Source organism: Muricomes intestini (assembly GCF_004346165.1).
Taxonomy (GTDB): domain Bacteria; phylum Bacillota; class Clostridia; order Lachnospirales; family Lachnospiraceae; genus Muricomes; species Muricomes intestini.
This window is the reverse complement of the sequence record NZ_SLZZ01000046.1, coordinates 1-13,552: the sequence shown is the minus strand read 5'-3', so window position 1 is coordinate 13,552 and position 13,552 is coordinate 1. Positions and strand designations below refer to the sequence as shown.

Below are 13,552 nucleotides of genomic sequence, written 5' to 3'. Positions count from 1 at the left end.
AGACCGGAATTTACGACTGTGGACTATACAAGAACTTGTGAGTAGTGTCTGATTAATCAGAGTGAAAGCATATAGGTTGAAGCAGTAAAATTCTCAATATGGGTATATTTGTTCATATTTCGAGTGGCAGGAGCATAGTTCATGGATAAAATGCAAAAGAAAGATTACCGTGTGGAGAAAGATTCTATTGGAGCTAAGGATGTGCCGGAGGGCGTATATTATGGTGTACAGTCACTGCGGGCGGCCGAGAATTTTCATATTACAGGTTTGAATATGCATCCAGAGATTATTAACAGTCTTGCATATATAAAAAAGGCAGCGGCTATGACAAATTGTGAGATTGGCACTCTTGATAAAAGGCGGGCAGATGCAATTATTGAGGCCTGCGGTGAAATATTGAAGGGAAGGTTTCGTGCTGATTTCATTGTAGATCCTATTCAGGGAGGTGCTGGAACTTCATTGAACATGAACGCAAATGAAGTGATTGCCAACCGTGCCATTGAAATATTGGGCGGACAGAAGGGAAATTATGTTTTGGTGAATCCAAATGACCATGTAAACTGCGGGCAATCTACCAACGATGTAATTCCAACAGCGGGCAAAATGACATCCCTTCGGCTTTTAAAAAAATTGAAAACAGAGCTTCTGCGTCTTCATAAAGCACTTTCTGATAAAGCCCGGGAGTTTGACCATGTGATAAAAATGGGGCGTACACAGATGCAGGATGCAGTTCCTATTCGGTTAGGACAAGAATTCAGGGCATATGCGTCTGCCATTATGCGGGATATCCGCCGTATGGATAAAGCTATGGAAGAAATGCGTGTGCTTAATATGGGAGGAACGGCTATAGGAACAGGTATTAACGCCGATGAAAGTTATTTGCAGCGGATTGTTCCTAATTTGTCAAAGGTTTCCAATATGGATTTTGAGCAGGCAGCAGATTTAATCGATGCCACTCAAAATCTGGATCCATTTGTAGCTGTTTCTGGTGCCATTAAAGCTTGTGCAGTCACTCTGTCCAAGATTGCCAACGACCTTCGTTTGATGTCCTCCGGTCCGAGAACGGGTTTTGGTGAGATTGTTCTCCCGGCAAAACAGAATGGCTCTTCTATCATGCCGGGAAAAGTAAATCCTGTTATCCCTGAAGTGGTGAATCAGGTAGCGTTTAATATTATAGGAAATGATGTCACGATTACCATGGCGGCGGAGGCCGGGCAGCTGGAGCTAAATGCATTTGAGCCGATTATTTTTTACTGTATGTTCCAGTCTATTGATACTCTGGCTTATGCAGTACAGACTTTTGTGGATAATTGTATAACAGGGATTATTGCAAATGAAAAAAGGTGCCGTGAACTGGTAGAGAACAGCGTGGGAATCATCACAGCAATCAGCCCCCATGTGGGATACCAAAAGGCGGCGGATATTGCTAAGGAAGCAGTGAAAACCGGTGAATCCGTAAGGGCACTGATTTTACGGGACAAATTATTAAATGAAACAGAACTTGACCTGATTTTAGATACAATGAATATGACAAAACCGGGCATTGCGGGTAGTGGAACTTTGTAACAGTTCAGAAAACACTTGAAATTACTCCTTTAACAGGTTATACTAGACATTGTAAACAGAAGAAATTCTTCGGGGTCGGGTGTAAGTCCCAACCGGCGGTATAGTCCGCGACCCGTTATTATAATATAACGGCTGAACTGGTGTGATTCCGGTACCGACAGTAAAGTCTGGATGAGAGAAGAAATTGTTGATATAACAAGTACGATTTAGACCTCGGATAATAACACATCCGGGGTTTTTCTATTGTCTTACCGACATGATTTCCAAGAAGATTTTCTTTCTTTTCAAATTTGTAACTGTTCAGAGACAAGCAGATATATTGAGGAAACTGTAGGTTTTTGAGCTTGGTTCTGCTCAGTTGCTCAAATTTTTAATAATTAAAGGAGAGAATTACTTATGAGCACAGAATCAAATGTAGTACAAAGACAACATCCCAGGATTGGAATCCGCACTATTGCGCAGATCAGTATGCTTTCTGCCATTGCCACAGTATTGATGCTGTTTGAAATTCCACTTCCATTTGCCCCTGCATTTTACGAAATTGATTTCAGCGAGGTGCCGGTTTTAATAGGATGTTTTGTGATGGGCCCCCTGGCAGGTGCGGTCATTGAGTTGGTGAAGATTCTTTTGAATCTTGTCATAAACGGTACGCTAACAGCGGGTGTGGGAGAGGCTGCTAACTTTCTGATTGGGTGTGCGCTGTGCGTTCCGGCAGGTCTAATCTACAAGAGAAACAGGACAAGGAAGGGTGCAATTACAGGAATGGCAGTCGGTACTCTGGTTATGACAGCAGTCGGAAGCCTGCTGAATGCCTTTGTTCTACTTCCGGCCTATGGCGCGGCTTTTGGAATGCCCATAGAGGGGCTGGTGAAGATGGGGACTGCGGTAAACTCACACATAACAAGCCTTTCCACATTTGTGCTGTTCGCAGTAGCGCCATTTAACCTCCTGAAAGGAATATTAGTATCTCTGGTAGTATTTTTGATTTATAAAAAAATCAGTCCTATATTTAGGATGAGATTGTAAAAGTGATCAGACCCCTTTGGCTAGGAAAGCGAGGAAAAAAGCAATGACGCAGATGAGAAGAAAAGAGCGTGAAATAAAAGAAAGAGAGGATATTCTTCATGTCCTCGATACCTGCAAAGTGATACGCATAGCAATGCATGATGAAGAGGGGATTTATATACTGCCTCTGAATTTCGGATATACCTATAAGGGGGGATGAAATTGTCTTTTATCTGCATGCTGCTCTCAAAGGGAAAAAGCTGGATTTATTAAAAGCTAATCCGAAAGTCGGCTTTGAAATGGACTGTGAACACGGCCTGATTGAAGGAGATGATGCATGCGAATATAGTTACCGCTTTGCCAGCCTTGTTGGGGAGGGGACGGCGCAGATTGTAGAAACTCCGAGAGAGAAGATGAAGGCACTGAGTATCCTTATGAAGTGCCAGACAGGAAAAGACTTTGAATTCAATGAAAAGATGGTCTCATCTGTAGCCGTGATAAAAATAACAACAGAAGAAGTTACCGGAAAACAGAGAAAATAGTGTAAAAAGGGGTCTGACCCTTTTGGACGCCGAATTCTGAATTGTCAGAAAATGGAGCCCAAAAGGGTCAGACCCCTTTTTGTAAATAAAAAAGTTGACAGAATGGATTTTTTATATTAGAATGGCTCTTGTAACAATTTTGTAATATTTGTAATAAGTTTGAAACTTCAAGCATATATTTTATTACAGACCCATTACAATGTGGTAAAGATATTGCAATAAATAGGAGGTTGGAGTATATGTTACAAGGGAAGATTTTTAAGGTGGTATTGACGGGAGTAACAACGTGTACGCTGTTTGCAGCCGGATTTACTACGCAGGCGTCATCTTTGATGCCTGAAGCGGTTACTATTGAAAGTATAGATGAATACGCTGGGAATACAATGCTGACAAAAACAGCGGAAACGATTCCTGCTTCAGAGACAGCTGACACAAAAAAAGCTGCAAAAGAAGCGAAGATAGCATATGAAGAAGAACAAAAGAGAATAGAGGAACAAAAGAAGGCCGAAGAACAAAAAAGGCAGAAAGAGGAAGCAAGGCTGGCGGCGGAGGAAGCGCAGAAAGCCGCAGAGGCGGAAGCGGCACAACAGGAAGCAGAACAGCAGGAAGCTGCAGAAGCAGAAGTACAGGAAGCAGCAGCACCGCAGGCAGCAGCAGATCTGGAACTGCTGGCATCCATTATTTTCTGCGAGGCAGGAAATCAGCCTTATGAAGGACAGGTAGCAGTAGGTGCAGTTATTATCAACCGTGTAAACAGCGGTGTATATCCGGGCAGTATTTCAGAGGTTATCTATCAGTCCGGACAGTTTGGACCGGCAATGACAGGCTGGCTGGATAGTGTGCTGGCAAGTGGCGGGTATACGGACACAGCTATGCAGGCAGCAGCAGATGCACTTGCAGGGTCAAACCCTATTGGAGACTGTTTGTACTTTGGAAACGGCGATTATGGAATACAAATCGGAGACCACTTTTTCCACTAAATAGTTTTTAGTTTTGAAAGTGCGTCGGCAAAAGCATTATTAAGAGGCTGCTCTGCTTCTTTAGCCTGCTTCCTCAGATAATTGTTTACATCCTTTTTGCTGGCGCCTTTTCCTTCTTTTTTTCTGCGTTGCTCGAAAGCGCTGAGTTTTTCTTTATGTCCGCAGGAGCATACAAACCGCTGGCCTTCTCCTCTGCCCACTAAATCCATCTTTTTGTGGCAGACGGGGCAGCGGGCATTTGTATGGCGGGCGATGGTTTCTCTGTGCCCACATTCCCTGTCCTGGCAGACAAGCATTTTCCCATGCTTTCCATTGACTTCCAACATATATTTTCCACATGCAGGACATTTGGTGTGAGTCAGGTTATTGTGGCAGAATTTACCATCAGCGCTTTTAATCTCTTCAATCAATGATCTGGTGTAGTGATTTATTTCCCGCATAAAATCCTTATCTGACTCTTTTCCGCCGGCGATTGCCTGGAGCCGCAGCTCCCAGTCGGCAGTCAGCTCGGGACTTTTCAGATCCTGAGGAACAAGCTTTAAAAGCTGCTTTCCTTTTGAGGTAAGATAAATTTCACTGCCCCGTTTTTCCATGAGAAAATTGTTAAATAGCTTTTCAATGATATCAGCTCTGGTGGCAACTGTCCCCAATCCTCCGGTTTCTCCCAGAGTTTTGGCAAGGGTTTTATCCTTATGCTGCATATATTTGACCGGGTTTTCCATTGCGGCAATCAGGGCTCCTTCTGTAAATCGGGCCGGGGGCTTTGTGCTGCCTTCTGTAATTGTAAGGCTGTCCACTATAAGCCTTTCTCCCTTTTCGAGTGCGGGAAGCTTCTGTTTGATAAAAATATCTTCCCTTTCCTCCTCATTCATTTCTTCATAATCAGCTTCATAAGCGTCTCTCCAGCCGGAAGTTTTCATAATATTTCCCTTTGCGGTAAATAGCTCGGTTCCCATTTTGCCCCGGAGGAAAGTTTCCTCGTATTCACAGGCGGGGGATAGCACAGCAAGGAAACGCCGGACTACAATGTCGTAAATCCTACGCTCTTCATTGGACATATGGTCCAGCTGGACGAACTGTTCTGTAGGGATAATGGCATGATGATCGGAGACTTTGGTGTTGTCCACAAAGGATTTATCTGTCTTTATAGGTTTCATGGAAAGCTTGCCCGCCAACTTGCGGTACGGTCCTGTTGCACATGCCTTCAGCCGTTCTTTCAGGGTGCCTGTCATATCTCCTGTCAGATACCGGGAATCCGTTCTGGGGTAAGTCAGCACTTTATGATTTTCATATAAACGCTGCATAATGTTCAAAGTTTCTTTTGCCGAGAAACCAAAACGCTGATTAGCATCTCTTTGAAGTGTAGTCAAATCATAGAGAGCGGGAGAATAAGACTTTTTCTGCTTTTTGGAAACCTCTGTGATTTCCAGTACATTGCCAGATTGCCTGTATAATCTTTGGATTTTCTCATGGTCAAATATCCTTTGAGAGCCTGATTTCGCTTCTGCCCACACAAAAGTAACGCCTCCGGCTAAAGCTTTCATGCCATAGAAGGCCTGGGGGTTAAAGTTACGAATCTCATCTTCACGGGCGGCAAGCATTGCCAGAGTGGGGGTCTGCACCCGGCCGCAGGACAGCTGGGCATTATATTTGCAGGTCAGTGCACGGGTAGCGTTGATGCCCACCACCCAGTCAGACTGGGCCCGGGCAACAGCCGCCTTATATAGATTGGAGTAAGCACTTCCGGGTTTTAAGTTTGCAAAGCCTTGCTGGATTGCTTTATCTGTCACAGAAGAAATCCAAAGCCTTTTCAGTGGTTTTCTATTTGCGGCCTTGTCCAGAATCCAGCGGGCAACAAGTTCCCCCTCCCGTCCGGCATCGGTAGCTATAATGATGTCTGACACGTCTTTTCGGTAAATCAGTTCTTTAATTGCGTGAAACTGCTTTCCGGTCTGCTTGATGACCACTAGTTTCCATTCTTTGGGGAGCATAGGCAGGGTGTCCATATTCCAGGTTTTATATTGTTCACCATACTGCTCCGGGTCGGCAAGGGTCACAAGGTGTCCCAGTGCCCATGTTACGATGTATTCATTTCCTTCTATATAAGAGTTCACCTTTTTTGTGCAGTGAAGAACCCGGGCGATGTCCCGGGCTACAGAAGGCTTTTCGGCAATTACAAGATGCTTCATGTATAGTCTCCTTTCAGATGCTGTGAAATCCTTTTCCGATAATCTCACTTGTATTAGAAATCAGAATAAATGCTTCCGGCTGATTTGCTTTAATATAATTACGAAGCTTCACAGCCTGAATGCGGTTTAAGGCGGTAAAAATAATGTACTTATCCTTTCCTGAAAATGCGCCCTGAGCATCACATACAGTGGCACTCCTGTCCAGTGTATTTACGATATAGTCACAGATAGGATCAGGGTTATCGCACACTACATTGAAATATTTGGAAAGATTAAAACTCTCGATAAACGTGTCAATCATGAAGGAACGGATCGCCAGGCCAAGGAAGGAATAAAGGCCGGTTTTGATGCCAAACACGAAACATCCGGCAACTGTAATCAGGATATCTGTGGCAATCAGCGCTCTCCCGATATCGAAGCTGGAATATTTTTTTAAAATCATAGCAATAATATCTGTTCCACCACTGGACGAACCAATATTAAATAAAACGGCAGATCCAAGAGCCGGGAGTGCGATAGCATAACAAAGCTCCAGCATAGGCTGGTCAGTCAGAGGATGTGACATTGGATAAATACGCTCCAGGGCAGAGAGTGCAACGGAGAGCAGTATACTGCAGTATGCGGTCTTGGCGGCAAACTTTTTGCCCAGAACAATAAGACCGATGATCAGCAATATCATGTTCATGACAAAGTTGAAATCACCTGCAGACATAACTCCCGACCTGGCAACAAGAACCGCAAGTCCTGTAATACCTCCAAAAGTAAAATTGTTGGCAAATTTGAAAAAATAAGTGCCTATTGCCATAACTAACGTACTTAATGTCAGTAATAAAAAATATTTAAACTTGTCCTTCATGGATAAATGTCCCGCCTTACACTACGCATTTGCTATGTAATTCATCTAATATTATGATACCAGGGTCAAAAGGTCGTGCGTTTCATGCTTGCATGAAAAAGCATGACTTTGGGACCCGAAAAACATGAGAAAGTAGCCCGAGTAGGGCGGATTTCGAATGTTTTTAGGATTGCGTGAGCACAAAGTGCGGAGCAATCCGTAGGTATCAGGGAGCAAAATACCTTTTGACCCTGGTATCATATTATGATACCGCCGGGTATAGCAAAAGTCAACGCATTAAGATGAGATAATTGGAAATACTACTTCCTCATAAGGAGGAAAGAAGATATGTATCAGTATTTACCAATTCGCGATGTATACGCAAGAGAAATTTTAGATTCCAGAGGGAATCCTACAATAGAAGTAGAGGTACTGGTCGGTGAGGATACAGTGGGGCGTGCGGCTGTGCCGTCTGGCGCTTCTACGGGAAAATACGAGGCGGTGGAACTGCGGGATAATGAGGAGCGTTACGGAGGAAAAGGTGTAGAGAGGGCTGTAGAGCATGTCAACGACCAGATTGCCAGAGCTGTAATCGGCGTGAATGTATTTGATCAGGCAGCCGTGGATGAAGTACTGATTAAAGCTGACGGGAGCAAAAATAAACAGCATCTGGGTGCCAACGCTCTGCTGGGAGTATCCCTGGCGGCGGCAAAAGCAGCCGCAAATGCATTGAAAATGCCGCTTTTCCGATATCTCGGAGGGGTGAACGGACGAAAACTCCCGGTTCCGATGATGAATATTTTAAATGGAGGAGCACATGCAGATAACACATTAGATATTCAGGAATTTATGATTATGCCTGTGGGGGCAGCATCGTTTAAAGAGGGCTTACGCATGTGTGCGGAAATTTACCAGTCATTGAAACGGCTGTTGAAAACAAACGGTTTAAATACAGCGGTGGGAGACGAAGGGGGATTTGCACCTGATCTGCCAGATGCAAAGGAGGCTCTTCGATTCCTCAAACAGGCGGTGGAAGCAGCTGGATATGAGATGGGCAAGGATATTGAAATTGCTCTGGACATCGCCGCATCCGAGTTATACAATGAAGACTTTAAAAAATATGTATTTCCCGGAGAAAGTAAAATGCAGGGGCAGAAGATTGTGCGCTCCGCAGAAGAACTAATCGAATATTACGAAGATCTGGCAATAGAATTTCCGATTCGCTCCATTGAGGATCCACTGGATGAAGAGGACTGGGATGGCTGGGAGCTGCTGACCACAAGACTGGGAAATGACATGCAGTTAGTGGGAGATGATCTTTTCGTCACAAATGTAGAGCGCCTGCAAAAGGGGATTGAGCACAATGTGGCAAATGCTATTTTAGTAAAGGTAAATCAGATTGGAACATTGACTGAGGCCATAGCAGCGATCGAGATGGCACAGAAGAAAGGATATAATGCAATTATATCTCACAGGTCGGGGGAGACAGAGGATACTACAATAGCCGATATTGCAGTGGCATTTAATGCAGGACAGATAAAGACAGGAGCACCCTGCCGTTCTGAAAGAGTGGCAAAATACAACCAGCTGCTGAGGATAGAAGAACAGTTGTAACAGTTCAGCCATCAGCTCGATTTTGCTGCGCTTCATCTCGCTGTGGCAGAGCGCCATATGAATTTTCGGCAGCATATGCATACGAAAGCAAGCTTTCTCCTGCCTACGCTGTCGAAAATTCGCATGGCTGAACTGTTACAACAGTTGAAAAAGTGACGTGAAAAGTTATTGCAAAATTCTTACATCTATGATACGATAACTGTGGTTTATCTGCAGGAGGTATAGGTGAATGGATATTTTAAAGATTGTTTTAACGATTATATTTGTAATAGATTGTATTGCATTGTCAGCAATTATTCTTCTTCAGGAAGGTAAGTCTGCAGGACTTGGAACTATCAGCGGAATGGCTGATACTTATTGGGGACATAATAAGGGACGTTCCATGGAAGGTGCTCTTGTAAAGTCAACAAAGTTTTTGGCCATTTTGTTTATAGTACTGGCACTGGTTTTGAATCTGAAGGTATTCAACTAAGAAGATAAATGATTGAACACTCTATGCAGCGGTTATAGAGTGTTTTTTTCTTACCTTTAATGGATAAAAGATTAAAGTCTGTGGGAATCAGGCGGAATGAGAATTTTAATATGCGGCAAGATAAGAGGAGGGAGTGAAGGAGAGCCGAACGGACCCTCTTGAATAGTTACAAAGATAGTTATAAAAAACACAGGAAGAGGTGAGAAAGTGGATCAGACATTTGAAAAGAGAAAGAAAGTGATCTATGATTTTATTTGCGATGATTTGTATGTACCCATGAAGAAGAAAGAAATTGCAATTCTTTTACAAATACCGAAAGAACAGAGGGGAGAGCTGACAGAAGTGCTGGATGCCCTGGAGGCAGAAGGAAAAGTCTTTGTCTCAAAAAAAGGAAAGTATACAAAAGGACAGGCAAAGCGGATGAGTGGTGTCTTCCAGGCCAATGCACGGGGATTTGGTTTCGTGCTCCAGGAGGGCGAAATGGGGGATGTCTTTATCTCCGAGGAAAATACCAACGGCGCTTTTGATGGAGACCGTGTAGAGTTTGTGATCACGAAAGAGACAGATGGCCGGGATTCCCACGAGGGAAAGAGAAAAGAGGGAAAGGTTGTAGGCATTCTTTCACATGGGACAACTAAAGTTGTAGGGCTTTATGAAAAATACAAGAATTTTGGCTTTGTGCGGCCTGACAATCAGCGTGTACTGAATGATGTTTACATTCCCGCAGGGAAGGAAAAGGGAGCCATAACCGGACACAAGGTGGTTGTGGAGTTGACTTCCTATGGCGGTGAGGATATGAAACCAGAAGGAAGGGTTGTGGAGATTATAGGACACATTAATGACCCGGGAACGGATATCATGTCTATTGTGAAGGGCTATGACCTTCCTGTGGAGTTCCCCGAAAGAGTTCTGAATCAGGCGGAGCGTGTGGGGCAAAAGGTCAGCGAAGCAGACATGGCCGGCAGAATGGATTTGCGGGACTGGCAGATGGTGACGATTGATGGAGAAGATGCAAAGGATCTGGACGATGCTGTATCCCTGACAAAAGAAGGGGATAATTATCGTCTTGGTGTTCATATCGCTGATGTTACGAATTATGTACAGGAGAAAAGTGCTCTTGACAGGGAGGCGCTGAACAGAGGAACCAGTGTTTATCTTGCAGACAGAGTAATCCCCATGCTGCCCCATAAATTGTCCAATGGTATATGCTCCCTTAATGCCGGAGAGAATCGTCTGGCGCTCAGTTGTATCATGACAATCAATGGAAAAGGTGAAATAATTGATCATGTAATTGCCGAGACCGTTATCAGGGTAGAGGAGCGGATGAGCTATACAAGTGTGGCGAAAATATTGGAGGAGCAGGCGGGAAAGGAATCTCCAAAGACAGAAAGTGAGAAATACCGCGATTTAGTTCCCATGTTTCTGCTGATGGCAGAATTGTCAGGAAAATTGCGGGACAAGCGCAGAAAGCGGGGTTCCATTGACTTTGATTTTCCAGAGACAAAAATGATACTGGATGAGAACGGTAAACCCATCAATATTAAGCCTTATGACAGAAATGCGGCGACGAAGATTATTGAAGATTTTATGCTTATGGCTAATGAAACCGTGGCGGAGGAATACTACTGGCGGGAGCTTCCATTTTTGTACCGTACCCATGAACAGCCGGATGAAGAAAAGATTAAAAAGTTAAGCACATTTATCAATAATTTTGGATTCCATATTCATGTAGGAAACAGTGAGGTGAAGCCAAAGGAAGTACAGAAATTGCTGGGTCAGGTGGAAGGAACCCCTCAAGAGGCCCTGATCAGCCGGCTGGCCCTGCGCTCTATGAGACAGGCAAGGTATACACCGGAAAATACGGGACATTTTGGCCTGGCCGCAAAGTATTACACTCATTTCACATCACCAATCCGCCGGTATCCTGATCTGCAGATTCATCGTATTATCAAGGAGAACATCCGGGGAAAACTGGATGGGGACCGCATTGCACATTATGAGAAAATACTTCCCGAAGTTGCCCTCCAGTCGAGTATGAGGGAGCGCCGGGCAGATGAGGCTGAACGTGAGACTGTCAAGCTTAAAAAGACGGAGTATATGCAGGACCATATCGGAGATATATTTGAAGGTGTTATATCAGGGCTCACAAAGTGGGGCGCCTATGTAGAATTGCATAATACAATAGAAGGTCTTGTACATGTGACGAATATGAGGGATGACCACTACGATTATATAGAAGGGCAGTATGAAATGGTGGGAGAGCATACCCGCAATGTGTATAGGCTGGGACAGCAGGTCAAGGTCCGGGTTCTGGGGGCGGACCGCCTGCAGCGAACCATTGATTTTGAATTTGTAACTGTTCAGAACCAAGCAGATATATTGAGGGATGTCCTGTGAAAGTTTGCTTCGGAATAGTTACTTGAATTTTATGGGTAACCCGGGGGCGAAGATTAAGGAAAGGAAAATGTTATGGCTAAAGGAGAGGGCAAACTGATTGCCAACAATAAAAAGGCATATCACGATTATTTTATTCTGGAGAAGTATGAGGCCGGGATAGTTCTGCACGGCACAGAGGTGAAATCACTGCGGATGGGGCAGTGCAGTATAAAGGAAGCGTTTATCCGCGTTGAGGACGGAGAAATTTTTATCTATGGGATGCATGTCAGTCCATATGAAAAAGGAAATATTTTTAATAAAGATCCTTTGCGGGTGAGGAAGCTCCTCCTCCATAAAAATGAGATAAACAAATTGTTCGGGAAGATGAAGGAAAAAGGCAATACCCTTGTGCCCCTGCGTGTTTATTTTAGCGGAAGTCTTGTAAAAGTAGAGATTGGGCTGGCTAAAGGAAAGAAGCAGTATGATAAAAGAGAAGACATTGCCAAAAAGGATCAGAAGCGGGAGGCACAGAGGGAATTTAAAGTGCGCAATCTGGGGTAAAATGATATGAATGTGGTTAAGGTTAGGAATATTGAGATAGGTACGGGAATTCCCAAAATCTGTATCCCCATTGTTGGCAAAACAAAAGAGGGTATTCTAGAGGGGGCGCGAAATGTTTGTAAATTGAAAGCAGATGTGGCAGAGTGGCGTGCAGACTGGTACGAGGATATCTTTGATTTCGCCGGGGTGAAAGTGATTTTGAGGGAACTTCGGGAAGTGCTGGGCGATATCCCCTTGCTGTTTACTTTTCGCACATCAAAAGAAGGAGGGGAAATGGCAATTGCCACAGAGGATTACGTGACGCTGAATCGGAAAGTGATATGTTCCGGGAATATAGATCTGGTTGATGTGGAGATATTCAGTGGGGATAAGACTGTGGAGATCCTCATTAGCACGGCTCATAAATATGATGTGAAAGTAATTGCCTCCAATCATGATTTTCAGAGAACTCCGGATAAAGCCGAAATCATATCCCGCCTGTGCAGGATGCAAAAGCAGGGGGCAGACATTGCCAAGATTGCCGTAATGCCGCAGAACAAAAAAGATGTACTTACACTCCTTTCGGCTACGGAGGAAATGACAGCGAAACATGGAGATACCCCAATCATTACAATGTCCATGTCGGGAGCAGGTGTCATCAGCCGTCTGTGCGGAGAAGTCTTCGGCTCTGCACTCACCTTCGGAGCAGCAGAAAAGACATCTGCTCCGGGACAAATGCGAGTGGAAGAGCTCAGAACAGTGTTGAAACTGCTCCACAAAAGCTTGTAAAAGATAGATGCTCCAATATTAGCTTGAGTCTTCCACGGGCCTGGCCTTTGTGATATACTAGAAAGAAAAAAGGCCGGGGGTGTCGAAATGAAAAATTTTATAAAAGAATTTAAAGAATTCATCAGTCGCGGAAATGTAATGGATATGGCGGTAGGTATCATTATTGGCGGTGCATTTACAGCCATAGTATCTTCGCTGGTAGATGATATCATTAATCCTATTTTAGGATTATTCGGAGGGGCAAATCTGGACAAGCTGAAAGTGTCATTGCTCGGGGAAGTTACTCTGAACTATGGCAAGTTTATAGCTGCAATTATCAACTTTCTGCTCATGGCGCTGATACTTTTTCTAATTATAAAAACACTCAATAAAGCATCTTCTTTACGCCCCAAAAAAGAGGAAGAGGCTGTAACAAAGATATGCCCTTTTTGTAAAAGTGAGATTGACATAGAAGCTACACGGTGTCCTCATTGTACATCTCAGTTAGGCGAATAGTTAATAATTTAGAAAGACAGGGGAAGCAGTTTATTGTGACAGTTTCCCCTGTCTTGGTAGTGTCATAAATTTTGTGTCTTTGGTAATAAATGGATCCAATCTGGAAAGAATTAAATATGAATATTCTTATCAGAGAGGAGCCTATTATT

13 protein-coding genes and 1 riboswitch are annotated in these 13,552 nt (G+C 43.9%); of the genes, 11 read left to right on the top strand and 2 right to left on the bottom strand.

Features of this window, described 5'->3' with window-relative positions:
* Window positions 1-141 precede the first annotated feature (141 nt).
* The 5 genes from EDD59_RS17070 to EDD59_RS17055 all read left to right on the top strand — a co-directional run bounded on the left by EDD59_RS17070 (window position 142) and on the right by EDD59_RS17055 (window position 4,093).
* Window positions 142-1,566: an aspartate ammonia-lyase gene (locus tag EDD59_RS17070; protein WP_330572218.1), complete on the top strand. Its 1,425-nt coding sequence runs from the start codon at window positions 142-144 to the stop codon at window positions 1,564-1,566.
* A gap of 61 nt (window positions 1,567-1,627) precedes the next feature.
* Window positions 1,628-1,753: riboswitch (FMN riboswitch) on the top strand.
* Between the two features lie 209 nt (window positions 1,754-1,962).
* Entirely contained in the window at window positions 1,963-2,592 is a 630-nt protein-coding gene (locus EDD59_RS17065) for an ECF transporter S component (protein WP_132384090.1), read from the top strand.
* Window positions 2,593-2,644: 52 nt separating this feature from the next.
* The gene (locus EDD59_RS18230; RefSeq protein ID WP_243117476.1) at window positions 2,645-2,791 is read left to right on the top strand and encodes a hypothetical protein; all 147 of its coding nucleotides are present in this window, start codon (window positions 2,645-2,647) and stop codon (window positions 2,789-2,791) included.
* Window positions 2,763-3,113, top strand: coding sequence for a pyridoxamine 5'-phosphate oxidase family protein (locus EDD59_RS18225; protein WP_330572219.1), 351 nt, complete (start codon window positions 2,763-2,765; stop codon window positions 3,111-3,113). The genes EDD59_RS18230 and EDD59_RS18225 overlap by 29 nt, the downstream gene beginning before the upstream one ends.
* A 239-nt stretch (window positions 3,114-3,352) precedes the next feature.
* Window positions 3,353-4,093 (top strand): cell wall hydrolase, encoded by a 741-nt coding sequence (locus EDD59_RS17055; protein WP_132384088.1) that lies wholly within the window; start codon window positions 3,353-3,355, stop codon window positions 4,091-4,093.
* Here the strand turns inward: EDD59_RS17055 and EDD59_RS17050 are convergent.
* The gene (locus EDD59_RS17050) at window positions 4,090-6,282 is read right to left on the bottom strand and encodes a DNA topoisomerase III (protein ID WP_132384086.1); all 2,193 of its coding nucleotides are present in this window, start codon (window positions 6,280-6,282) and stop codon (window positions 4,090-4,092) included. The two genes, EDD59_RS17055 and EDD59_RS17050, sit on opposite strands and share 4 nt — an antisense overlap.
* A 13-nt stretch (window positions 6,283-6,295) precedes the next feature.
* Window positions 6,296-7,138 carry a YitT family protein gene (locus tag EDD59_RS17045; protein ID WP_132384084.1) on the bottom strand — a complete coding sequence of 281 codons (843 nt, stop codon included), beginning with the start codon at window positions 7,136-7,138 and terminating at the stop codon, window positions 6,296-6,298.
* Window positions 7,139-7,465: 327 nt separating this feature from the next.
* Here EDD59_RS17045 and eno point away from each other — a divergent pair, with 327 nt between their 5' ends.
* The 6 genes from eno (at window position 7,466) to mscL (ending at window position 13,403) form a co-directional block, all read left to right on the top strand.
* Window positions 7,466-8,731, top strand: a complete 1,266-nt coding sequence (gene eno, locus EDD59_RS17040) for a phosphopyruvate hydratase (protein ID WP_132384082.1) — start codon at window positions 7,466-7,468, stop codon at window positions 8,729-8,731.
* Between the two features lie 229 nt (window positions 8,732-8,960).
* Window positions 8,961-9,203 carry a preprotein translocase subunit SecG gene (gene secG / locus EDD59_RS17035; protein ID WP_132384080.1) on the top strand — a complete coding sequence of 81 codons (243 nt, stop codon included), beginning with the start codon at window positions 8,961-8,963 and terminating at the stop codon, window positions 9,201-9,203.
* A 207-nt stretch (window positions 9,204-9,410) separates the two neighbouring features.
* A complete protein-coding gene (gene rnr / locus EDD59_RS17030) occupies window positions 9,411-11,600 on the top strand; it encodes a ribonuclease R (protein ID WP_132384078.1) in 2,190 nt (729 codons plus the stop codon).
* Window positions 11,601-11,672: 72 nt separating this feature from the next.
* Window positions 11,673-12,140 carry an SsrA-binding protein SmpB gene (gene smpB / locus EDD59_RS17025; protein ID WP_132384076.1) on the top strand — a complete coding sequence of 156 codons (468 nt, stop codon included), beginning with the start codon at window positions 11,673-11,675 and terminating at the stop codon, window positions 12,138-12,140.
* A gap of 6 nt (window positions 12,141-12,146) precedes the next feature.
* The gene (gene aroD, locus EDD59_RS17020; protein WP_132384074.1) at window positions 12,147-12,908 is read left to right on the top strand and encodes a type I 3-dehydroquinate dehydratase; all 762 of its coding nucleotides are present in this window, start codon (window positions 12,147-12,149) and stop codon (window positions 12,906-12,908) included.
* An 87-nt stretch (window positions 12,909-12,995) separates the two neighbouring features.
* Window positions 12,996-13,403 (top strand): large conductance mechanosensitive channel protein MscL, encoded by a 408-nt coding sequence (gene mscL / locus EDD59_RS17015; RefSeq protein WP_132384072.1) that lies wholly within the window; start codon window positions 12,996-12,998, stop codon window positions 13,401-13,403.
* Window positions 13,404-13,552: the final 149 nt, after the last annotated feature.

What these genes read in the sequence shown, in the direction of transcription:
- EDD59_RS17050 (WP_132384086.1), bottom strand. Translation starts at nt 6,282, where the DNA reads ATGAAGCATCTTGTAATTGCCGAAAAGCCTTCTGTAGCCCGGGACATC.
- EDD59_RS17070 (WP_330572218.1), top strand. Translation starts at nt 142, where the DNA reads ATGGATAAAATGCAAAAGAAAGATTACCGTGTGGAGAAAGATTCTATT.
- smpB (WP_132384076.1), top strand. Translation starts at nt 11,673, where the DNA reads ATGGCTAAAGGAGAGGGCAAACTGATTGCCAACAATAAAAAGGCATAT.
- EDD59_RS17055 (WP_132384088.1), top strand. Translation starts at nt 3,353, where the DNA reads ATGTTACAAGGGAAGATTTTTAAGGTGGTATTGACGGGAGTAACAACG.
- aroD (WP_132384074.1), top strand. Translation starts at nt 12,147, where the DNA reads ATGAATGTGGTTAAGGTTAGGAATATTGAGATAGGTACGGGAATTCCC.
- EDD59_RS18230 (WP_243117476.1), top strand. Translation starts at nt 2,645, where the DNA reads ATGAGAAGAAAAGAGCGTGAAATAAAAGAAAGAGAGGATATTCTTCAT.
- EDD59_RS17045 (WP_132384084.1), bottom strand. Translation starts at nt 7,138, where the DNA reads ATGAAGGACAAGTTTAAATATTTTTTATTACTGACATTAAGTACGTTA.
- mscL (WP_132384072.1), top strand. Translation starts at nt 12,996, where the DNA reads ATGAAAAATTTTATAAAAGAATTTAAAGAATTCATCAGTCGCGGAAAT.
- eno (WP_132384082.1), top strand. Translation starts at nt 7,466, where the DNA reads ATGTATCAGTATTTACCAATTCGCGATGTATACGCAAGAGAAATTTTA.
- secG (WP_132384080.1), top strand. Translation starts at nt 8,961, where the DNA reads ATGGATATTTTAAAGATTGTTTTAACGATTATATTTGTAATAGATTGT.
- EDD59_RS17065 (WP_132384090.1), top strand. Translation starts at nt 1,963, where the DNA reads ATGAGCACAGAATCAAATGTAGTACAAAGACAACATCCCAGGATTGGA.